Annotated in this window: 17 protein-coding genes; 1 reads left to right on the top strand and 16 read right to left on the bottom strand. The window is 43.0% G+C overall.

Translation table 11 applies throughout. The annotated features are described in order from the left end of the window. The 5 genes from ACED20_RS20590 to ACED20_RS20570 form a co-directional block, all read right to left on the bottom strand. Positions 1–2,232, bottom strand: a 2,232-nt coding sequence (locus ACED20_RS20590; protein WP_378106601.1) for a hypothetical protein, incomplete at its 3' end; no start/stop codon positions are given. Between the two features lie 551 nt (positions 2,233–2,783). Beyond that, complete coding sequence (locus tag ACED20_RS20585; protein ID WP_378106599.1) at positions 2,784–3,359, bottom strand: N-acetylmuramoyl-L-alanine amidase; 576 nt, start codon at positions 3,357–3,359, stop codon at positions 2,784–2,786. A gap of 88 nt (positions 3,360–3,447) precedes the next feature. After that, the gene (locus tag ACED20_RS20580; RefSeq protein WP_294200855.1) at positions 3,448–3,825 is read right to left on the bottom strand and encodes a hypothetical protein; all 378 of its coding nucleotides are present in this window, start codon (positions 3,823–3,825) and stop codon (positions 3,448–3,450) included. 44 nt (positions 3,826–3,869) lie between these two features. Continuing rightward, positions 3,870–4,025, bottom strand: a complete 156-nt coding sequence (locus ACED20_RS20575) for a hypothetical protein (RefSeq protein WP_294212958.1) — start codon at positions 4,023–4,025, stop codon at positions 3,870–3,872. 594 nt (positions 4,026–4,619) lie between these two features. After that, positions 4,620–4,778, bottom strand: a complete 159-nt coding sequence (locus ACED20_RS20570) for a hypothetical protein (RefSeq protein WP_170234764.1) — start codon at positions 4,776–4,778, stop codon at positions 4,620–4,622. A gap of 654 nt (positions 4,779–5,432) precedes the next feature. Between ACED20_RS20570 and ACED20_RS20565 the strand changes: the two genes are divergently transcribed. Further along, positions 5,433–6,095, top strand: coding sequence for a S24 family peptidase (locus tag ACED20_RS20565; protein ID WP_294212960.1), 663 nt, complete (start codon positions 5,433–5,435; stop codon positions 6,093–6,095). Positions 6,096–6,199: 104 nt separating this feature from the next. On the opposite strand, the gene ACED20_RS20560 is transcribed toward ACED20_RS20565, so the two are convergent. From ACED20_RS20560 to ACED20_RS20510, 11 genes are all read right to left on the bottom strand, one after another. Continuing rightward, positions 6,200–9,094: a hypothetical protein gene (locus tag ACED20_RS20560; protein WP_378106596.1), complete on the bottom strand. Its 2,895-nt coding sequence runs from the start codon at positions 9,092–9,094 to the stop codon at positions 6,200–6,202. Positions 9,095–9,171: 77 nt separating this feature from the next. After that, complete coding sequence (locus ACED20_RS20555) at positions 9,172–11,979, bottom strand: hypothetical protein (RefSeq protein ID WP_378106594.1); 2,808 nt, start codon at positions 11,977–11,979, stop codon at positions 9,172–9,174. Between the two features lie 12 nt (positions 11,980–11,991). Next, positions 11,992–14,754: a hypothetical protein gene (locus ACED20_RS20550; RefSeq protein ID WP_378106592.1), complete on the bottom strand. Its 2,763-nt coding sequence runs from the start codon at positions 14,752–14,754 to the stop codon at positions 11,992–11,994. Positions 14,755–14,776: 22 nt separating this feature from the next. After that, positions 14,777–17,827, bottom strand: a complete 3,051-nt coding sequence (locus ACED20_RS20545) for a baseplate J/gp47 family protein (RefSeq protein ID WP_378106590.1) — start codon at positions 17,825–17,827, stop codon at positions 14,777–14,779. An 88-nt stretch (positions 17,828–17,915) separates the two neighbouring features. Further along, positions 17,916–18,326, bottom strand: a complete 411-nt coding sequence (locus tag ACED20_RS20540) for a GPW/gp25 family protein (protein ID WP_294199454.1) — start codon at positions 18,324–18,326, stop codon at positions 17,916–17,918. Between the two features lie 143 nt (positions 18,327–18,469). Then, complete coding sequence (locus ACED20_RS20535; RefSeq protein ID WP_294199453.1) at positions 18,470–18,760, bottom strand: PAAR domain-containing protein; 291 nt, start codon at positions 18,758–18,760, stop codon at positions 18,470–18,472. A gap of 5 nt (positions 18,761–18,765) precedes the next feature. After that, positions 18,766–20,511 (bottom strand): type VI secretion system tip protein VgrG, encoded by a 1,746-nt coding sequence (gene vgrG / locus ACED20_RS20530; protein ID WP_378106588.1) that lies wholly within the window; start codon positions 20,509–20,511, stop codon positions 18,766–18,768. A 1-nt stretch (position 20,512) separates the two neighbouring features. Beyond that, a complete protein-coding gene (locus tag ACED20_RS20525) occupies positions 20,513–21,235 on the bottom strand; it encodes a LysM peptidoglycan-binding domain-containing protein (RefSeq protein ID WP_378106586.1) in 723 nt (240 codons plus the stop codon). Further along, on the bottom strand, positions 21,235–21,396 hold the full coding sequence (locus ACED20_RS20520) for a DUF5908 family protein (protein ID WP_294222133.1): 162 nt from the start codon (positions 21,394–21,396) through the stop codon (positions 21,235–21,237). Before ACED20_RS20520 ends, ACED20_RS20525 begins: the two co-directional genes overlap by 1 nt. Before the next feature lie 196 nt (positions 21,397–21,592). Then, positions 21,593–22,060: a phage tail protein gene (locus tag ACED20_RS20515; RefSeq protein WP_294197881.1), complete on the bottom strand. Its 468-nt coding sequence runs from the start codon at positions 22,058–22,060 to the stop codon at positions 21,593–21,595. Positions 22,061–22,201: 141 nt separating this feature from the next. Beyond that, positions 22,202–22,363 (bottom strand): phage tail protein, encoded by a 162-nt coding sequence (locus ACED20_RS20510; RefSeq protein ID WP_378106603.1) that lies wholly within the window; start codon positions 22,361–22,363, stop codon positions 22,202–22,204. Positions 22,364–22,374: the final 11 nt, after the last annotated feature.

Genomic DNA, 22,374 nt, shown 5'->3' with positions numbered 1-22,374 from the left:
ACCGAAGAAGCCGGTCTTCAGGTGGGTCCAGATGTTGGCTCCAAAATTGGCAAATCCCTGTGATACTCCGGCAATAAGGTTTCTGAAGAACCCGATCGGATCCGTGATAATGGCCTGAATGGCATCGATGACCCCGGACAATAGGCCGGCAAGGGTATTTTTAATTTCAATAATAACTGCAAAAACGCTGGTTTTAAGGGTAGCCAGCGCCTGGTTTACCCATCCGCTGTTCTGGGTTTTAATCTCAGCAATCCGCGCATCAATGCTTGTTATATTATCGGCATATTTTTTAGCCAATACCTCAATAAGCGCATCTTTTTTGCTGTTTATACTTTCTTCCAGGACACTGAACTTTGTCTGGATCTCAGCAATCGCTTCTTTTCCGATCTTACGGAGGCTCGGCGACAGGCTGCTGACATACTTCTGCACCTCTTTCTTGCCTGTGGCAATCCTGGTTTTTGCGGCATTCAGCTGACTGGTCACATAGGTGGCAATACGGTCAATATGCGTATCCATCACGGTGATGTACAATTTCTTGCCGCTGTCAAAATATTTATCAACCTCAGGAGGAAGCCCCGTAAGTTTATCTTTCAGCCATTTGCCTGCCGCATACAGGAGACCGTAATCCGCATAGGCGTCGCCGTACCGTTTCTTTTTATAATCCTTCACACCCTGGTCAACATGCTTTTCAAACGCTGCTTTAGCCTGCCGGCTGCCTGCATCAAACATTTCCGCCACTTTTTTATCCAGGCTGTTTAAAATACCATCTACGTCCTTTTTAGAATTCAGATAAATGCCGTTGATATGGTCGGCAATTTCCTTTCGTTTCCGGCTGTCTTTGCCTGCCGTCTGTTTCTGCTCGCCATGGGCATTCTGCAGTCCGCCTTTTCGGGCACTGTGCATTCCGGAGATATGCCGTGAAGCCTTTGCCTGCGCATCATCACGGGTTTTGGAAAGTTCCTGGCTCTCTTTGTTTCTGAACTGCTGGGTGGCTGCAGCACTTTGTGCTTTCGCTTTGTTCTTTTCTGCGAGAGCATCGGTAAAGGAAGGCTCGTTGGATTTTGCCAGCATATTGTCGGTAACGCCATGTGCTTTCATCTCACTGTCGATATTTGCGGTCTGCTCCTGTACAGGACGTTCCACACTTCCCGGATTTCTCTTTACAGGCATCGCTTTGGCAGCATTCGGTACCGCCGGAGCTTTCCCAATATTAGGGGACGGCATCTGTGCAACGGCCCTTACCGGCTGTGCAGCAAGATCAGGCTGTGCGGCGGTTGTGGAAGCAATAGCGTGAGACGCTGCATTTTTTTCCCTTTTTACATCGCCTACCGCTGTTTTATTCACTTCGCTGATGTTATTGTGCTTCTCAAATTCGTCGGCTTCAGCCTCATTTTTAGGAAGTTTAATTCCTTCTATTTTTTTTGTTAAAAGTGCTTTAAAATCATCTTTACTGAAAACTCCCGGCTGCTGCGCATCCATCGTCTGGACCTGGCTGGCCTGCGCCATACTCTGGCGTTCGTTGGAAGGCGAAGGGGCTGCAGCCTGGGCAGCGTCCGTGGCTTTTTGTGATGATTCGTGCTGCTTCTGCAATTTTGCGGTGCTGCTGATCTCTCCGCTCAGCTCCGTAAAAGCAGGATTGCTTTGGATATTGGCAGAAGGTACAGCTTCCGTATCTTCAGTTGCTGGCTGGTCCGGGTTTACAGGCTGAGGCTGGTCCGGTAAAATCATATCCGTTTTACCTGCGGTTTCTTTTTTCTCCAGGGGCTTTGCCGGCGTGTTGGTGTCCGCTGTTTTTTTACCCGCCTGGTAAGCCGCCGCCTGCTCCTCCAATGTCTTTGGCAGGTACGTTCCGGATTTCCGGTCCTGATACTCCTGCATCTCATTGATGCTCAGGGTCGCCATATATTTTTTCTCCGCTTCTTTGGTGTCGGGGTGGTTGAGGTCACCGGTTTCGGCCAGGCTTTCCTGAAACTTACCGTACCGGATTTCGGCACCCTGGCCGTAAATGGTCTTTGAGCCGTGGACCGGTGCGATGGTTCCGTTCAGGTTCATCCTGTCGGAATAAGGGTTGGCCGATCCGGCCGTTACCGCGGTGCTTTCCGGTTTCTGGGTTTGTAAATTGGCAAATTCGGTTACCGGCAGGGGAACCACTACAGGCTTTTCAGGCTTCTGTTTTTTGCCCGGGCCGTGAGGATTACCGCTGCCTTTATGTAAAGGTTGTGCTGCTTCCATGGATTGGATGTTTTTTAATTTTAAAATTTGGGTTAAAATACCTGTACCATACCGGAGGCCGTGCTTTACAGACTATCTTCCGGATGCGGAAGAACCAGACCGTCGGTGTAAGGGATTTCTTCTGAGGTTTAAAAAAATAAACCTGAAGCGGCATCGGCTCTGTGATGAGAAACACGCGTGCTTAAACCGCCTCAGGCTTCGTCCTCATGTTTTAGTTTTCTGGTTCAAAATTCATACTTTTCCGCGAGAAACGCCAGCTTTTCGCCTTCATGATTCTGTAGTTGCAGTGAAGTGTTTTCCACGGAAGTTTTATCGTAACAAAATTCAAGACTATTCAAAATAAATTTGATCGTATTTAATTTATTTTCAAACGATTATTAAAATAAACTGAATCCAGTCTGGCAATTCAGTATTTTAAATAGATTTCCTATTTATCTCTTAACAAACGATTTGTCCATTACTATTTTTGACAATAATGTTGACAAAAGAAACTTCCCGCATCCAGCTTCCCTATTCCAGCCTATTTACCTGATTTCCAATTCGATTTCATTTTATATCAGTGATTCAAGCATCCGGATCAATTCCGGCTGCGGATGGACATCGGATTTATCAGGTCTGAAGGAGGCGTGTGCCCAAACGCCGCCTTCGCCGCTTAATGCTCTTTTATTGCATTCAAATATGACGTTCCCTTTGTACTTCAGGGAGATCTTGTATTGCTTTCCACAGTAAACCAGAAGTTCTTTCAGGGAAGCAATTTGGGCATTCGTATATTTTTCGTAAAACCGGTAGCCTCTGAATTCTTTTTCATAGGTCACTACCTGCTCGGCAGCGACTTCCTGCCCGGAGAACGCATAATATTTTGAATTTTTAAAAGTCAGACCTCCCCAGCTGTCGAGCTCCACTCCGATAAATTCCTTATTTCGCTGTGTGTTTTGCTCCGGCAGTCCGAACTGTTCGAAATGTGCTTTTTTAATTCCGAGGTGATGCGCCCAGTATTTTGATGAAAACAGCTGATGGATCCCACCGTCCCTGGCAATAATAATGGGCGTCGCCACCCGTTCGGCCGTGGATTTCCACCAGTTGATGTCTCCTTCTACCGAATCTCCCGACACCGTATTGCAACACAATGCCTTTCTTTGCGGTGGCTTCCCTATAATATTGATTTTCAGGGAAACTATGATTGATAATGTTCATGATTTTTATCATTAATTTATTTTAAACCGGCTCGTCTTTCTTTTCCTCCTCACCGGTGGCCGGCCGGGTTGTTTTCACGCCGTACCGGCCTTCGATGTAGAGGTTGATGGCTCTTTCGATCCATTCCGGCAGGTTGGTGGTGATCATCTTCAGAAATTTATCATAGCCGTAGCCCAATACAAACAGTACTCCCGTGGAATACCATTTGTCGTGAAGGTCGGCCCTGCTCATTACATAGCTCATGGTAAAACCTACGATCATCACGATGGCGAGTGTGACGAAGTGTTCCCAGAGCTGTTTCTTTTCTTTGTTCTGTATTGAAATCAGAACCCTTAATAATCCTCCGGAGAACGCGATGGCTGTCCCGATTAATAAGGCTTTTATACTATCCAGATTCATTCTTTCCTATATTTGTTACATTTCGGTCCAGCATTCAGACCCCTTCACTCCTGCTCAAGCAGGTACAGGTCTTCCAAAAATTTTTTGCTGTTCCTGATATTTTCACTTTCATTGATATAGGCAAGCTCGTCGATAAGTTCACTGATCTTTTTACGGGGCTTCTCAAGTTTTTCTTTGGTATTGTTTTTTTTCTTTTTCATGGTTGATAAATGTATTTGGTAGTTATTGTTTTTACCCATCGGGAAATATTTTCCTGCGGTTAAGGGCAGAAAATTGTAAGGTCTGTTTTCCTAACAGCATAGACCAAAAAGAAAAAATTGTTATTACCTTCGTATTGTAACGGCAAATTTAAATTTGGGATGATGTTGGGTACAACATTTTGACAGCTCCGGTGCAGGATCGGTTTCTGTACGGAGCAACGCAGTTCCTGTCGGTCTTGCTGCGCATGGTATTCAGAGAATATGTTTCGGGAAGTAAACGAAACACCTTTGCTTATGATCACGGTGATGAATAATGATTCTTTTGTAATGTGGTGTTCCTGCGCACAGGCGGTAAACCGTATTTATTCTGAAAAGCAGATCATTTAAAAATAAACAAAGGCATTTCGTTTATATAAAAGTCATGAAGAACGGAAGTACTATTGTTAGCTTTTATTCAATAGCTGTAAAGGAGGATTTTCTGTTTTAAAATATATTTATGGATTTGGTTTACAGAGTTCCGGCTGTAAAAACTTTCTTGAGATTACTTAACAAGAAGTATTACAAAAGCCGGTTTTTATCCTGAACATTTAGCGGCTAATCCTGAACAATGATATTGTAGATTGTTCGTTCCGATAAAAATAACATTTCGGTAAGTTCCGTTACAATGACTTTCATCTGTTTGTCCTGATTGCGTTTTACATAATCGTTGACAAAATCTTTTCTTTTTTCTGTTAATTCTTTACTTCGTTTCATTTTTTTTAAGGTTAAAAGTTATTTTTTCAATCAGACCGGCTTCCTTATCCTCTATGATTCCGCAGCTGGAGCAAGTCCGTAAAAGTCCTGCAAAGGCAGATTCCAGCCTTCGGAAGATGTCTGATTACATTTAATTGGTTTTGATTTTACAAGCCGGCACCACAGATTGCTGACAAAGCTTCCGTCCGGATTTTTTTTACAATAAATTTACCGATGCTTTAAGAGCATGATGATCTTTAGACGACCGGATAATTTATTTACGTTTCCAGTAAAAAGTACAGCATAAACCTTACATTTTAATTTAACCCGTTCACTAAAATGCGAACAAACTCATTTAACTGGTTAAAAAAACGCACTTTTTACTTTTAAATCTTGTTATTCTGTCTAAAGGGGCGCCATACAAGACAGAGAAAATAAGTTATAACCGCAAATATTCCGAATATTGAATTGACTTGTTTTTTTGACCACCAATCCTTATTAAGCTCACATAAAGGATTTAAACATCAAAATAATGTATAACTCTAAATATAATTTCGTATATTTGTGCTATTATTTCTTATTAACGAGACAAATATACGAACAATGTTCGTATTTAAAAAATAAAAGAACAAATATTTTGCGTCTTTTTTTGCAGCTAACGATAAACCTATCAGAATGACCCATTTAGAATTTAAACAGATCAGGAAGCAGCTCAACATGAAGCAGGCGGAAATAGCGGAAGCCATTGGTGTCGGAACGAGAGCGGTCCAGTATTGGGAAAAAGGCGAACGGAAAATACCGGAAACTACGGCATATTTTGTAAATAATCTGCTGGAAGAACAGCAGCGGAAAATAAAGAACAGCGCGTCTCCCGTTGTGTTCTCGGATCTGAAGGTGATGTACGTGCCGCTGGCGAACCAGTACGCACAGGCCGGCTACCTGAACGGATTTGCGGACGAAGAGTATATGGAAAGCCTGCCGGTGATTCCCTTTACCGATGATGTAGAACACCGCGGTGAGTATATGTGTTTTGAAGTGAAAGGAGACAGTATGGACGACGGTTCGTACGAAAGCTACCTGGAAGGCGACATTATTTTATGCAGGAACATTCGTCAGGATTACTGGATGAGCAAGCTGCATTATGATAAGTGGGATTTCGTGATCGTCCATAAGGAGAAAGGCATCCTGGTGAAGCGGATCATCAACCATGATGTGGAAAAAGGCATCATTACCCTTCATTCCCTGAACGAATACTACGATGATTTTGAAATCCACCTGGATGATGTTGCGAAATTGTTCAATATTATCAGTACAAGACGGAAAAACAACAGAAGATAATCAAACCAAAGTGTATTTTGGTGAACAAAAATCCTCAAATAATTGAGGATTTTGTTTTTACTGATTCAGATTTATATTTTTAATATACTGATGACACTCTGCTCTTAGCTCACCGATGCACTACCAAAAAATTGGTTCTGATAATTAAGGCTTATAACCAGAGTATCTCCGGATGATGAGGCCTTTGGAGGAAATCCGGACGCTCCCGTTGGTGCTGTTCCGGCTGCATTCCATTGTTCCCTGGTAGTATTATTAATCAGGTCTCTCAATTTTGAGGCAACCGTATCAGGAGTATCGGAAGCTGTTGCAGTAACCGTTAGCAAAACACTATAGACACCTGCCTGGAATTTATTGCCTGCCGATACATTCTGACCTACTTTAAAAGTCTGAGTTCTTGACCCACCTGATCCTGAACCTGTCGTAGAATTACCTATTTCAGTAAGTGATGGATTACGTTCAGCTGCTTTATTTACAGTAACCATCACTTCATTTGATGCTGTGGCTCCTTTATTGTCTTTAACCGTCAGCTGGAATGTATAAGTACCTTCCACCAATCCTGTAACGGCTGTATCAGCTGTATTCGGATTACCTATACCTGCAATTGCCGGAGTAGTCCCGATCTGTTTCCATACATAGGAAACTATAGTTCCATCAGAGTCATAGCTGGAAGAACCTTTTAGTTCCACTGAATTGGTTGGCAATTGTATATTCGTATATGATGCATTTGCAATAGCAACAGGAACTCTGTTCTCCTCTTCAACAGGTCCTTTATACCAGTCTCTGAGCGCTATGGTCTGCACACACTCCTTATTGCTGACTTTCACTTTTATCATTGGAATCTGCTTCGGATTCAGGTTGTAGAGCGTATAAGTAAGCATTCCGTTACCGTCGGGCTTCAGAGGAATAAATCCTCCGTCATCCCAGAAGTCCCAATTGTATTCATAACCTGCAAAGCCGGTTCCGGAAACGGTAAAGTGAACCGTTGTTGCGGATGAACCGTTTGTTGGATAATCAACAGAGCTTACGGATATATTTACCTTAGGCTGTGGAATCACTTTAATGCTGCAGTCGCTCGGTTTTCCGTTTACCGTAAAGCTGATATCGGTATTATAAAGTGCCTCACTTACGGAAGACGGATCGAAAACATAGTTGCCGTTATTCTGTTTCACCCCGCCGTTCAGACCTGCATCTACAGACGCTTTTACTTCGCCGTTAGCAGGAGAAACCGTAAATGGCAAAAGGCCGGAATCTGAGCAAACCGTTGTTTTCGGTAAGCTTAATTTCACTTCAACTTTTGGGGTACAGCACTGATACGGAAGTGAAAAATCGGCAATGACATTCGTACTTCTTCCATTCTGCTCATATACCATGACGAAGGTTCCTCCCCGCTCCACGCCACGCGTATGCTCCAATCCCGGGTGTTTATCTACATACTCATTGAAATAGGCCCTATACAGATCTTTATTGTTTTTCAGTTCCGTGAAGGATAAAAGCATCACATCAAAGCCCAGCTGTCGTTGGTTTCTGATCTGCGTAATCTGATCAAAGGCTTCCTGATGGTTCATCCCCTGATGACCTTCGATATTATAAAATGAATTTTTATCTATATTGAAATCCAATGGTTTCTGTACATGGTTATCCGTCGATAGCAAGCCCTGATCATAGCCCAGATTGTATCCGGATAAGCGATTAGCGGTTTTATCAAAATTCCACGCTTTCAGAAATTCCGTTGTCACATTATAGTAAAAAGGAATCGCTTTATTACCCAGCGGATTAGTTTTCTGCGACGGTGTAATCTTAATCGCCGCCGAGGTTTCAAAACTATCGGAATACCTGAAATTCTGTGCCTGCTGCTTAAAACGGTTCATCAGAACTTTTACTTTTGAAGTCGTTTTTTTATCGTCCAGAACAGGTGAATGGTAAAACTGATGTCTTGAAGAATCCAGCTGAAAATCAGATGCGACCTTCCCAAGCATAACATGTTTCGGAAAAGAAAGGAGGTCCGGAAGACATCCGGCAAACGATCCGGGAAGTAGTTTTATAATTTCAGAATACGTATCCGTAAGATCCTTAACCACATCATAAGCATACTGAAAACCTCCTGTCTGCGCCAAGCCCGTAATTAATTTCTGCTTAAAGCTCTGATGATCTACCCCTGATATTCCAAATACTTCGGCAATGGCATTGATTTTTTTGAAAATATTCTCCCCGTAATTATTTTTTACCAAAATGCCGGAGTAAAGATTTTTTAAATCTAAAGAGGAGAAATCCGCATCAATTCCTCTTTCCAGGATAAGCCGCTCTATAATAACCCTCTCCTGCTTCAGCCCCGTCATCATATCAGTGATAAACAGAGGATGCGGCTGGATTTTATCTTTTTCAAAAATTCGGGCAATCCCCTCTTTGGTTGTCACCAGTACTTTAAGATTCCGGATCTGCTGGATTCCGTGATTATCGCAATCCACGCCACGGCACGGCTTTACTTCTTTTTCATAATCTTCAAGGTAAAGCAGCAGATATTTGTTTTCTATACCGGAAAGTTTATTGATGGGCTGGAAATCTGAATTTGCTTCCTGAGCGGTTGCCAGTTCCCAGAGTTCGATCTGCTTATTGTCCGCATCATAAAATGCCGGATATTTTACTTTAAAATTATCGTATATTTTAAAATTCGTGTAATTTTTACTTTGTATGTCAATGGTTCTTAGATCACTTACGTACAATTCTTTGCTCACCTCGCCTGTATTGCTCAGGGTAAGCAGATCGCCATCGGTCGTAAGAGCCACTCCCTGGGAAAGCTGTATCCCGTTCAACAAGCGGTCTTTGTAAACAGGTTCCGGCCTGAGACCGCATACAATACCGACTCCCTGCAGCATCACCCTTGACAAACGGTCCTGATCCTCAAAAAAATCCAGAAATTCATTGAACTGCTTTTCTTCGATGTACTGCCCCTTGCTGAACTTGCGGTATTGCGTTGATATTTTACTTAATTGATTGTTCATTATTGCTAATTTTAATGATTTAGTAAGGTATTTTTAAACTTCCCGGACAAAAACCTGCCCGGGAAATTATTGTATTTCTATTTACTAGGACAAATACCTGATACGTTCCATGCCGTACTTCCTAATGGTGCCAAAACGGTAACCTTAGCATATCTCGGCAAAGCAGAAGTTTTGTTGAATTTCAATGAACCTGCTCCGTTTGAAGGATTAGCAGTCTTTATATCCGCCGGATTCACCCCTTTACTTATCAGGCTGCTGTTGTAAGTGCTCGAACCGACGAAGCCACTGTCATATTTCTGACCATTCCATTCGATGATAAATCTGTCCGGTACGGTATAAGCGTTGTAATTAATTCCGGCCATTCCCGTATCCGTTCCGAAATCGATGTTGTATTCAAAAGTCCCTACGCTTCCGCTGTAGTTAAAATTATCGCTGCACGAAACGAGCTGCAGACCGCTTAATTCGACATCTACGGTAACCTGTGTGCTACAGCCGGAATTTTCGGCAATAACATTTAGGTTTGTATGATAAGTCGTATTTTCATTCGGTACGATCGGGAATACATGGGACACCAAATTGCTGAAGTTAGGGACCAAGGTATCCGTATGGCCATCACCGTAATTCCATTGGTAAGACGAGATCGACCCTGAGCCGTTATTTACAACCTTGAAATAAACCGTCGCTTCATTGCTGGCATAATTGTAAACGGTATCGGCAATCGTCAACGTTACATTTGGCTGGGCATTCACGACCATTTGGGCCTCCACAGGCTCATCGTTCACGGTAAAGGTAATGGTCTGTCCAAGATATGCTGCGCTCACCAGCCCCGGATCGAAGAAGCTTTGTCCTGCAGATTGTGTAACGGCCGGAATCTGAACACCATTCACCATAGCTTTCACTTTTCCATCCGCCGGAACAATCGTCATTGCAATCGCTTTATCTCTCTGGCAAAGCTTAGCTGCCGGCAATGTAAGGAATACAGGATCTTTTTTGGAACAGCACAGATAAGGCAACGAGAAATCGGCAAGCACCTGATTGTTTTTTTCGGATTCGCAGATCAGAACGAATGTACCGCCACGTTCTACGCCCGCCAAATGCTCCAGCCCGGATTTTCTCTCCAAAAAGTTGCTAAGCAGTTCGGTGGAAATTTTGTCCTTTTTAGTATCCTGTTTTATCACCGTAATTTCTTCTCCGGAGGCAGACGAAAAATCCGCTTTATTCAGCAGACGCAGCTGGCTGTCTAATCTGGAAAGGTTCAATAAAGTGCTTTTCGCGTCGCCGGTTTCTTTACTGATGGCACTGGAGATGGATACCAGCTGCTTTCTAAGCTCTTCGATCGATACTTTTTGCGTACCGGTATCGCCATTTCCTCTTCCTCCTTTCTGCAGGAGCAACACAATAACATCGAAAGCCAGCCCGTATTTCGCCTTCAGATCATTGATATTCTGTACTGCTGTTTCAAAAGGCATTCCTAAAAATCCTTCAATTCTGTAGAAATCGTTATCATCGATTGTATAATCCAAAGGATTTTGGATAAAGTCTGCAGAGGACAAATTAGCGGTGTGATAACTCAGGTTATAGGTTTCCGTATCGGTTTTCGTTTTTTCAAAATTCCATTTTTTCAGTAATGGCTGATCCACAATATAATAGTAAGGAATTGCTTTTTCGCTCAATCTTACATTGAGGTGTGACGGAGTAATCTTAACAGGTCCTGCATATGACTGAAATGCTTTTAGCTTCTGTACGAAACGGTTGGCGAGCATAATGATTCTTTCGTAATTTTCATCATGGTCTGTCGTAATCGGCGAATGGTAAAAATTATGACGGTAAGGTGTACGCGCTCCGAGTTCCAGCGTCGCTCCTACCGCGCCCAGCATCAGGTGTTTAGGGAACGAGGCAATATCCGGGCAGCAGTCTACATTCAGATGCAGGATCAAACCTTTTATTTCATTATAGGTATCAATCAGATCTTTAAACAGGTCATACCGGTATTGGTAATCTTCCAGATTTGAGGTAACGGGCTTCAGTACGGATTTCACTTTCGTAATAAGTGCATCCCCACGAAGGTCCGGACTCACGTTAAAAGTTTCTGCAACGGCATTAAAACCATTACATAGTCTTGTAACATCATCAATCGCATCCTGAAATATCGTTTTTAGGTTTCCTGCCGTGGTAATCCCGGAATTCAGGATCACTCTTTTAGCTTCCAGCGGAGGCAAATTATCGAAGAGATCCTGGTAACCGTTATGCACTTTGTACAGGCTGTCTTTCGCATCCCCTTTGGCAAGAAGATCCGCCACAGCTCTTGAATCTGCAAGTAAAACTTTTAGGTTGGACACCTGCTCGGCGCCTGTGTTGTCGCAGTCGGCATCCTGGCATGGAGTTTCTTCGTTGGAATAACTTTCCAGGTATAAAATAACAATCTGATTCTTCAGGTTCGCGATTTCACTTATGCTTTTAACCCTTCTTACATCAATCATCTGATTGTATTCTTCCTGTGTAAAAAGTTCCAGCAACGGGATCTGCGTACCATTGATCTGAAAGTTTTTATACCCTGCTACATCGGTATATTCTCTGTAATATTTATAATTTCCGGCATCGAAGTTTATGGTAACTTCTGATGCTTTGCCGGTTTTCTGACGCAGTATGATCAAATCCCCGTCCGTGGTAACGCCGGCTCCCTGCGTCACCACAATGGTATCCAGGGAATCGGCAAGGGTCGATTTGAAACCGCATACGATCCCAACACCGCTGAGGCGGGTTCTTGAGAGCCGGTCCTGATCCTCAAAATAGTCTATAAATTCATTTAACTGCCCTTCCGTTAACGCCTGGTTTTCGTTGAACTTTCTATATTGGGTGGTTACATTATCTAATTTAGTATTCATTATATATCAATTTTAAATGTTTGATTGTCCTAATATTATTTTTCCGTCCAGGTCGTCATTATCATCCATAGCACAGTCTAAGAGTCTTCCCGGCCTGTAAATATTGTTCAGGTTGGTAAGCGCAGCCAGCAGATTCTGGATACTGCTTCCCAAATTGGGAAGGTTGTTTCTGGATTTATCGGTAAGATATTTTCTGAAAGCAACCTCAAATTCGGACAAATCGCTTTGAGCCGTCTGTACTTCGCTCATCCGGTCTCCTACCCAGCAGATTTTCGCTAAGACATGGGCCGGAATTTCCTGCCGGATCACCGTTTCGGCATAACGCCTGAAATCCGGATCCTGGAAACGGTACGCAAATCCCGGAAGAACAACGCTTACCCGGTAAGAATAAGGATCGAAGACATCCGTTTCACAATCTTCTTCGCAGGAAGACATGAATGATGCCCCGGTTACCTCAAGATCATACATTACCTTAAAGGTTTTTCCAATGGACATACAGCCGATGCCTCCCATGGACTTATAGTTTTTGAGAACCGGCTTCAGCAAAAGGTGCTCAACAAGGAAAATCCCTTCTTCCGTAAATTCGTATTTAAAATAGTTTACGATATTAAAAATTCCGGCTTTCAGATCCTGCCTGTTAGCATAAGGATTGGTTTTCTTATGGGTAGCCATTACGTTTCCGGCATCGTCGAGAATATCAAAATAATAATTCCCTCCTGCGGAAAACCGGATCTGTATATTTCCGATCAGGTTATATTTATTAGGATCTTCCTCAAATTTTTCCCATGCATGTTCCAAATCTTCCTGGTCGATCTGGATCGTCTGGTAAATGGCTTCGTTCAGGTTTTTATTAGCTGCATATTCAATCTGGAAAGTATTGACAGATGAAAGTATGATGCTTCCTGCTGCATCCTTTATTTTCCAGGTGTACGTTGGTTTACCGCCAGTGTTTGCCGTTTTGATAATCGAAACAGGTGATTGGGATAAATTTCTCTGCGTATAGTTTTTGATGCCTAACAGACGGGCGATCCTTTTCTGCACTCCGGAAATATTGGTGGTATTCCAGACATCGGCATCCGCATTCAGCGTATAATTATAACCCAGCCCGCGATCCTTGCTTAAAGATGTATATTCTTTCAGGAAATTCTCCTTATTGTTTAAAACGATCTCATCGGTAGATTTACCATACAGCGATTTCATCAGGAATGTATAATCGCTGAATGTTTCCGCAAAACGGGAGATCAGGTGGTCCAATACTTCGTTTCGTCTCTCTACACTGTTGTCGAGTTCTTCATAAAGGGAATCCGTAAGCTTGTCCTCATCATTTTTATCATAACCGGAAACCAGCTCATCAAAACCTTTGATGTTTTTAAGGGTCTGTGTAAAATAGGTTCTTTTCAGACTGCCATTGATGCTCAGTACCTCTTTCACTTTTTCGAGATGCTTAAAGTATCCGGCCAGAATCTGATCAAAAAACAGAAGATAGGCTTTCATCTGTTTGGCCAGGGCTTCGCGCTCCGGGGTCCTGTCCCCGATTATTCCCGTTATTCCTACGCCGTAAGTATCGGGAAATTCGTTCAGGATGGTCGCATAATTGCCGATATCGTAAGAAGTTCCCTGTGGTAAAGCAAGTTCTTTATTCTTTTTCGCATCGTCACGAAGTACGTCTTCCTCTTTTTTAAGGGTTATTAAATATTCCTGTACTTTTTTATCATTGATATTTAACGGAAGGGAACCTTTGCTGTAGCTGAATGAGCTTAAATCGCACAGTTCCGGCTTTTTGCCGTTTTCGATGCATATCAGCCAGTCGTTGGTCTGTTTAATAACCTGGTCGCAGCCTGCAATGGAGATTTCGTGGATTTCTTTCACTCCGTCAACCTTCATGATTTCACTGATGATATCGGAAAGCCGGACTTCTTCTCTCAGCTGACTTTTTCTGAGTTCTTCCGTATCGATAAAACCGTTTTCCAGCAGCGGCCCGTCAAAGATAACGTCCGTAGGATAACCTTTGTCGAGCATCTGCTTGAGGGAGTAAAAATGAACTTCAGGAGACAGGTAATTGTTGATCGCTTTCAGTACTTTCGCATGCACCAGCTCTTCGTCCGCTTTGTTTACAAGTCCGATACGGGCACAAACAGCAACTTTCTGGGTCTGGATTTCCTTAATTTCAACCAGGTCCTCACAAAGCCCCCTGTTGGCATGATAACGTTCGAGTATTTCGAAATTTACATTCCCTCTTTCGCATCTCTTCCCTTCGGCATCCAGGTCGTCGGAGTAGTCTACATACAGGTCATATAGGCCTTTGACATTGAAATTACTTGTTTTTTCACCGATCGGGTTAAAATCCAGGTTTCCTGTTTTGCAGTCTACATAAATTTTTTCAGTTCTGGGAACCAGCCAGCAGTTCAGGACCGGCCTTTTATAATCCGGCTCCATGCTGATGTCGATGAACAGTTTTCTGTAATCAAGTTCATTCAAAGGTCTTGAAGGCAGGATTTCCGTAGCTTTCAGAAACTGGGTATGGATATCTTTGGATGCATCTTTGGAAGCCAGGAGATCTTCGGTATTCAGGTTCATTCTCATTCCCAGATCGGTAATGGCATAGCTTAAAACTTCCAGCGTCGTGATCCCGGGGTCGTGGGAATTGTAATCGGTCCAGAGCTTTCCTCCCAGTTTTTCGATATATTCGATACCTGTCCTGCGCAGAAAGTGAAAATCGGTCTGATCTCCGGTTTCTACATTTTTGGGTATACTAATGTGCTTATTTTCTGACATAATTATATTTTCTTCTTGTTTGTTAGATACATACCTGATCTGCAACAGTAACTTTATGCTGCTTGGCCGATACCAGTATTGATTTCGGATCCACCTCAATCAGAGCCTGTTTTTGTAAAACATTATTTACGTATATTTTTATTTCGTCGATATAATCCACATAATACAGCTGCTCCAGATAGCTGATCAGCTGATTGACATTCAGCTTTATATTGAAATCAATATCTTTGGATTCGGTGAAGGCCCATGGCGAAATGTATTTTTTGATATCCTCATCCAGCTGCCTGGTGTAAAATGATTCGTCATACTGCGTGAAAAACCTTACGGCGGCTTCAACTTTTGCTTCTTTATAATTAGGATTCACCACATGGGTCTGAACCTGCATCGCATTCAGTTCGCTTACATAGTTCTGAATTCTGTTCAGGCTTGCTCTGCTTACCCGCGGCTGATAAATATCGAAAGCATTTTTATTCCTGATATTCGGCACCACCATAAGGGTAACGTGGCCCGGAGCCAGATAGGAATTTTCAGAAGTATGGTTTAAGCATTTTACTTTGAACACTTCCGGGAATTCCTGTAATACCAGCTGTTCATAATCCCATTGGGTAACGGCCCTGTTTTTATGCCTCAATCTTTCGCTGACCCTTCTGTAATATTCCGCATCCGTTTCTTTGTATTTGCCATCGAAAGAATTGTAAGGCTGGCTTACCGATTTTACCTGAGGAACTCTTGTGATCAGTTTTGTAATGGTATTCGCTTCGAGGCCGTTGTTTAAATGAGAAAGCTCATTATCATGGTTTTCAAATACCGCCAGGACGGCCTGGGTATATATTCCCTGAATCTTACATACCGCGTCGTAGCTTCTTTTCGATTTGGCCCTTACCCAGACCAGTCCGTCGGTAAATCTCGTATGATCCGTATCAAGATCTTTCGGGATTTTAAACTTTACAATGCCGGATTCCAGGAATTTTCTGGTTTCATTTTTAAGCATGTAATCCGACAGATCCATCCAGGTGTTTCCTGAAAGAATGTGCCATTTGATGAATTCTTTGTCCTCAAAAGTATCTACCAACGGGTTTTCACTTCCTTCCAGCATCTGGATCAGCAGGGAGACGGTGGTCTGCGGTTTGGCTTCCAGACCGATATAAAGCTCACCGCCGTTTTCGTGTACGGGAACCAGGTTCTGCGTATCAACGCCTTTTTCGTATTGTCCGAAAGCATCTTCGTGATACACCTGCATGCCTGCGCTTTTTGAAGCCTGCCCGTCCAAATCTCTGCTCAGGTAAGAATAGGCCGTTTCCCGCGCGCTGTAATTCAGCTCGATGTCTTCTGCAAACGGAATGTACGGTTCGTTGGGGATAAGCTTTTTTTCAAGCGGATTACTGGATAATGCCAGGGTATAAAGCTTAGGATACACATCCTGTAGGAACGACTGTTTCAATGTCACCCGTAAAGCTTCCGAAGTTCCTGCTTCACTGCTGATACTGTTTACGGAAAACCTGGTTTTGTATACGCCGTCCGCTTTATCAAAAAGTGCAATATCATGGGCTGTGGTGTACCAGTTTTCTTTGTCCAGCAAAGCGGCATCCGCTTTGAAATAAGCATCGGATCCTACTACTGAAGGGCCTTTTAAAGCCTCGAAATCCTTCAGGCTGATGTTCTGGTTCGGCTGAATAACGTATCCGTTGTACAGCTCCTTAATGGAATCCGGGACATTTTTCCAGTTGATGGTAATGTCTGCCTTCTGCCACTTTTTAGAGAACATTTCAGGACATTTAATGTAAAAATTAGATCCTGTAACGGGTTGCGCCGTGAACGGATAGTATGGTTTTTCAGAATTTAAGGCGCCGTTGTCATTTTCGATCTGAATGGATTTTATCCCTTTTACGTTAACCGATACGTCGATGTTTTTGATCAGTTTTTCGGATAAAGCTTCGTATACGTCATAGTATTTATGTCCTTCGATCATAAACCTTACGACAGGAAATGCGGTCTGGAAAGTTTCTGCGAGAAGCTGTTTATTGTAAGGTACTACCGCAGGGAAATCTTTGGATAAGGTGAAGGAAAGCTCCAGAAGATCCTCTTGGTTTTTCATGCACTGTAAAGCGATTCCCGACAGCCATTCTTTTTCACCGCTGCAAAGCACCCTGATGTTGCTTTCAATATCCGTATTTGACAGGTTCTGTAATTTCTGTGCGGCATTTTTAGCAAATGTGATGGCGACAGTAACCGTTCTTTCGCCTTCTTTCAGGTCAAAAAGTGAAGAAGCCACCGAAAATCCGAGTTTCGCTTTCGGAAGTTCTTTGTAAATGGATTTTTCGGAAGCGGTTTCATCAGCATTATATCCAAATGGCCACCAGTAATTGCTTTCTTCAGGCAGCTTTTCGCCTAAGCCATCTGCCGTATTGGCTTTCGGAGCCATTTTCAGCTCCCGTTTTTCGGCATCATTAAGGAAGCTTTTAAGTTCAACTACTTTTGCCTGGTTGGCCATAAGCTCTTCTTCGGTTCTGTAAATACGCTTTTTTCCATTCGCATCTTTATCGCCGTCCAGCAATGTTCCGTCGGGAATTCTTTCCTGAAGGGCTTTTTTGGCCAGCTCAAAGATGATGTACACCTTATCGGATCGGGCATCATTCTTCTCAATCTGAAGGATTTCGTTATAATAGAAATCCAGGTGTCTTTTCGTTAAATTATTGAATGCTTTTTTGGAGAAGTCCAGCAGTTTTAAAAAACAAACGAATAAGGTAAGATGCGGTGTCAGGTTGCTGTCCTGCTCAAAACGGGAAATAAGATCTGTAACCTGCTTTTTCATTTGTTTGTATTCTACGCTTTCCCTGCGCGGAACTGTATAATCATCATCTCCCAGGAAGAAGTTTCCCCAGTTTCCTCTAGGGGTCGCAGGATCATCTTTGTGAAAATAGTTTACATGCCTGGCAAAATTATTAGCGAATAATAGCCAATCAAACAGGTCGAAATCGTGCAATTCGAGATTGCCAGGATCCAATTCTGATAAAAAGCGCTGCATTTGTGATTTTCCTTCGCGGTAATGCGAAAATGTATCTGTTTTTTTCATTGGTTTATATTTATATTTCTATGGTCAGATGCAATACTTCATGCATGTTTGCACGTATTCAACATGGCTACAGACATCCCGTCATTGTTTATATTTCGGTAGCTTCTCCTTTGTAGAAAGGGAAAACAATATTGCTTCTGGTATTGGTGTTTCTTACTTCGTAGTCTATTTTTATCAATACTTCTCCTTGAAGTTCCTCTTCGGCATCAATCTCTATATTTAAGATATTGATCCTGGGCTCATGATATAAGATAGCACGCTCCACGATTCCTTTCATCTGGGTAATGAGGGTAAGGTCCAGCGGCTTGAAGAGCATTTCCTGCAGGTCGCATCCGTAATCCGGGAACATGACACGTTCGCCCGGGCGTGTGGAGAGTAAAATAATAAGGCTGTTGTTGATGTCTTCCACATCGGTGGTCATTTCCAGGGTTCCTTCCGTCTCATTAAACTCAGGAGGAAAGCTCCAGCCTATTCCTAAAAAATCTGTATTTATAGTCATACGTTATTTGTTTTTATGGTTGCAACATCCTTCATTCGTAACCTGGAATTCTGATGGTCCTGCCGTTTGCTGCGGATGTTTTTTATATATTGGTTTTCAGATTATTATTTGGCGGCTTATGATTTCATAGAAATCCGTTTCCTTTATCCGCCAATTAAAACACTAGCTTCTCCTGCGGTGATAACGCCTCCGTGCGCGGTGGAATCCCCCATTCTTGCGGCCGGTTTCCCGCCGATCAGGACACTTGAGGATCCTGAGGCAATGGTGTCCAGCGGGCCTGTGCATACGGCCTTGTCACCTACTCTTGCTGCGGGCTTTCCTCCGATAAGTACCGTAGGTTCCCCTGCCGGAATAATAGGTCCGCCCACATGCGGAACATTTCCCGTTACCATCGGGCAGGTATGCATATCTGTAATTCTTGCTGCCGGTTTCATAGTGATTAATTGATTTTAACTTGAGATCCTTTTACGACGGTGACGGCTCCCGATTTAAGCTCTGATCCTGAGCTTCCTTCTGCTTTAAACTGTGCAGAGGCTTTTACACTGACATTGACTCCTTCAATTTTAACATCACCTTTGGCTTTGATCTTAATGTCTTTCCCGCTTTCCATACTAATCCCGTCTTTATTAAGGGTTAGTATATTGGAATGCTCATCCTGAATTTTGATGACATCTTCATCTTCATTTAAGATCAGTTTTTTACCTTTCGGCGTTTCCAGCGTGTATGATATTTTATCGTCGTTGAAGATCATTTTCATTTCGCTACGGGTGACGAATCCTTTTTCGTTGTTCTCGTCGGCGGCTGTGAGCGGGGCAGGTTTGGCACTGCTGTTGAGCATCCCCAGAACAACGGCATCGTTAGGATCGTCGTTGATAAATCCGATGATCACTTCATCTCCGATTTCCGGCCTGAAAAACGAGCCTCTGTTCTCCCCTGCATCGAGCGTGGCCACTCTGGCCCAGATTCCTTCTTCTTCGCTGTTGATAATCGGGATCTGTACGAGAATCCGGTCTTCTCCATCCGGATCCGATTCGAGCTGTGACACCACTCCGATCTGCAATCCGCTGATGGAAGGAATAATTCCTGAACCCGGCATTTCGCTGATATCATAGGTTTCCGAGAACCAGGTAGGAGAAAGCCCGAACTGGGCATCTGTGAGCCAGTTTCCATCCGCAATCTCATGCCGTACACCAGTTACATATATTTTTCCGTTGAACCGGTTTCCAACACCCTGTAAGGTTAAGGTAACGCCCGGCAGTACGGACGGAATTCCCTGGAACTTCACTCTTCCTCTTGTTTTGGCAAGCTGCTGGAAGGTTGCCTTGGCATCGCCCCATTCCTGGAGTTCGCTTTGGGTAAGGTTCCCGCCATGCTTCAGCTGCAGGTCCTCGATACCGAAGACTTTTGCGAGGTCACCCGGTGAAAGGTTTCCGTTGAGGCTGATGGCCGGATCCTGGGCTTCCACTTCCGTTAATTCCTGATCGGTATAGCTCCATGTCTTAGCGGTAATCTTACTGAACTGATTCCTGGCGTCGATTTCCCCATCGAATTCATGAACGGAAGATCCGTACACCACGGTTTCCACTTCTTTTTTACCGAAATCCGGTTTGGCAATTGTAACCGTTCCGTTTTCGACGAAACAGAGTTTCCCGTTGACCTGGGCTCTTGTCAGCATGAAATCCCAGTCGGAAGCACGGTATTGAACCAGTTCCTTATGTGAATTTGCGGTTGCCTGAACATCAGCTTTTAGCCCGTTATTGCCAATCAATTCTTCGATGATCGCACTGTCTTTGCTGTCGTAAAAATATTTGCTTTTTCTTCCCAGCGTCATTTTTACGGCTTTATCCCTGCATTCTACGATCAGGTAGGAAGAACCGTTCCTGACTTTTATGTTATGCTTTACGACAACACCTTTAAAGATGGTTTCTTCTTCGGAATGGTATCCGGCCGTGATCTCAATTTCTTTCCCGGGGATCAGCAGGTCTTCATTACTCAGCTTGAAATCCTGTTCCGGCGCGCTGCCGTCCAGAATGGTGATGCAGGCATAGGGAATCCTGTTGATTTCTTTTTCCACAACAATATGGGTAATTCCATACCTGCCCGGTAATTCCGTACCTCCGGACATTACCTTGAAGGTGATCAGATCCGCGTTTTTTGCTGTTTGTATGTATCCGCTGTTGTTCATGTTATGATATTTTTTCTATGGGTGGAAAATAGAGCTCCTCGCCCGGCACCAATTGCCTGAAATTGATCAGGTTATTTACTTTCGCGACTTCCAGGTAGTATTTGGAGTCGCCGTAAATTCTTTCGGTCATCAGGGGTAAAGTATCACCGTCCTGTATGGTCCGTTTGTGGGTAAGGTCCGGGGACGTTTTATTTGCCATCCTCGCAGCGAGATCAGCACTAATGGATTCTACAAAGGTTGCTTTGCCTATAGCTCTTAAAGGAGTTCCGTCGCTATTAAATAATTTATAATCTATTGTTAACTCAGTGAGAGATCCTTCGAATTTAAATTTACCCCAACTCACAATAACATTATATGGTTTATGAATTGTCCCTTTAAAATCTCCTGTTGCCGAATAAAATCTTTCCAATTGTTCCGTAACCGTATCATGCTTAAATTTTTTCTTCTTTATAGCATTGATAAGTTTAATTCCAGAGTATGCTTCTGTTACTCCCGTACCATCAAATAAAAACTCTAATTGTAAGGATTGAGGAGATTTTTTAATAAACTTTGAATTTGTTGCATTTGCTCCATCTGGTTGTGTAGTATCATATTCAACTTTATAGGTTAAAGAAAAACCTGTTGGATTGATAAGAGCTTTAAAAGCATTTACGTTAACTAAAGCATTTTGTTTAAAGCCATTATCTTTGTAAGTCTGTATCGTTACTTTTGTGATTTCTCCCATTATCTTTCTTTTTTACGTTGTTCTATATTGACGGCCTGTTCTACACTTTCGCTGACCGCCCGCATGATCTGCACTTCGTCTACACTGGCTGCAGTGGATGTCGCGGCGGCTTTTTCGTCCACATTTATTTTAATGTGAAGCTCTTTTATTTCTATTGGCATTTCGTTTTGTTTTAATTAACTTTTAATAAACAGATTATTAAAAATCAATGATTTAACGTATCTTATTTTAAAAATCCAGGCACATAAAGGGTGCTCGACCGGGCCGTCAGACCCGTCTTTTGCTCTTTATCAAAAAAGATTTTGTTGAATTTTTTTTCGCAGCGCACGCTTCCACGTGCCCGGATTGATGTAGAAATTACAAGCCCAGACTTGCTAACGATGTAGGTATTGTGAAATATCTGTATTTCAGCTCTATGGTTTCAACAGCAAGTTTGCTTTCTTCCGCATTGAATTCCGATACTTCCCATCGTACAGGATAGGCACCGACTACATTCCAGATCATTAACGGAGCTGTAGACTGGAGTCCTCCGGAAAGGGAAATGATAAGATCCCTGGGCTCAAACTCAAAGTTTTCCATCGCATTTCTGCACCAGCTTATCAATCCTGAACTTACGAGCAGTCCGCGTTTCAGAACTAAATTAGGATATTTGGGACGCAGAGGCAGCTGATGGGTAAACCTGTTTTCACCTCCTTCGGCATATTCTTCAGTGGTAATATCTGTCGATAATCCGGATATGGATTGAAATCTGGAGTCAATACCCTCTGTTGTCGAAATCCCGTTAACGATAAAAGAGAAACTGGTTGGAGGATATAAAACAGCCATGATTAGTTATTTTCAATGGTTAAACCTTCGTGCGCAATTTCCAGCGTCTCTACAGCGACTTCATTCCCTTCCGCTTTAAGATCCGTAGACTGTAATTNACGATAAAAGAGAAACTGGTTGGAGGATATAAAACAGCCATGATTAGTTATTTTCAATGGTTAAACCTTCGTGCGCAATTTCCAGCGTCTCTACAGCGACTTCATTCCCTTCCGCTTTAAGATCCGTAGACTGTAATTTTACAGGGAACGCATTCTTCACTTTCCATACAACGGCAGGCTCTCCGTTCTCGTCCAGAAGAGAGATCGTGATGGATC

Origin of the sequence: Chryseobacterium sp. sg2396 (genome assembly GCF_042610505.1) — a bacterium.
Lineage (GTDB): Bacteria > Bacteroidota > Bacteroidia > Flavobacteriales > Weeksellaceae > Chryseobacterium.
The sequence above is the reverse complement of the archived record's forward strand: the minus strand, read 5'-3'. Positions and strand labels throughout refer to the sequence as shown.

Bases quoted from the DNA above. Each gene is read 5' to 3' on its own strand.
- ACED20_RS20575 (WP_294212958.1), bottom strand. From the start codon at position 4,025: ATGAAAAAGAAAAAAAACAATACCAAAGAAAAACTTGAGAAGCCCCGT.
- ACED20_RS20550 (WP_378106592.1), bottom strand. From the start codon at position 14,754: ATGTCAGAAAATAAGCACATTAGTATACCCAAAAATGTAGAAACCGGA.
- ACED20_RS20520 (WP_294222133.1), bottom strand. From the start codon at position 21,396: ATGCCAATAGAAATAAAAGAGCTTCACATTAAAATAAATGTGGACGAA.
- ACED20_RS20580 (WP_294200855.1), bottom strand. From the start codon at position 3,825: ATGAATCTGGATAGTATAAAAGCCTTATTAATCGGGACAGCCATCGCG.
- ACED20_RS20565 (WP_294212960.1), top strand. From the start codon at position 5,433: ATGACCCATTTAGAATTTAAACAGATCAGGAAGCAGCTCAACATGAAG.
- ACED20_RS20545 (WP_378106590.1), bottom strand. From the start codon at position 17,827: ATGAAAAAAACAGATACATTTTCGCATTACCGCGAAGGAAAATCACAA.
- ACED20_RS20555 (WP_378106594.1), bottom strand. From the start codon at position 11,979: ATGAATACTAAATTAGATAATGTAACCACCCAATATAGAAAGTTCAAC.
- ACED20_RS20525 (WP_378106586.1), bottom strand. From the start codon at position 21,235: ATGGGAGAAATCACAAAAGTAACGATACAGACTTACAAAGATAATGGC.
- ACED20_RS20570 (WP_170234764.1), bottom strand. From the start codon at position 4,778: ATGAAACGAAGTAAAGAATTAACAGAAAAAAGAAAAGATTTTGTCAAC.
- ACED20_RS20535 (WP_294199453.1), bottom strand. From the start codon at position 18,760: ATGAAACCGGCAGCAAGAATTACAGATATGCATACCTGCCCGATGGTA.
- ACED20_RS20560 (WP_378106596.1), bottom strand. From the start codon at position 9,094: ATGAACAATCAATTAAGTAAAATATCAACGCAATACCGCAAGTTCAGC.
- ACED20_RS20540 (WP_294199454.1), bottom strand. From the start codon at position 18,326: ATGACTATAAATACAGATTTTTTAGGAATAGGCTGGAGCTTTCCTCCT.
- ACED20_RS20515 (WP_294197881.1), bottom strand. From the start codon at position 22,060: ATGGCTGTTTTATATCCTCCAACCAGTTTCTCTTTTATCGTTAACGGG.
- vgrG (WP_378106588.1), bottom strand. From the start codon at position 20,511: ATGAACAACAGCGGATACATACAAACAGCAAAAAACGCGGATCTGATC.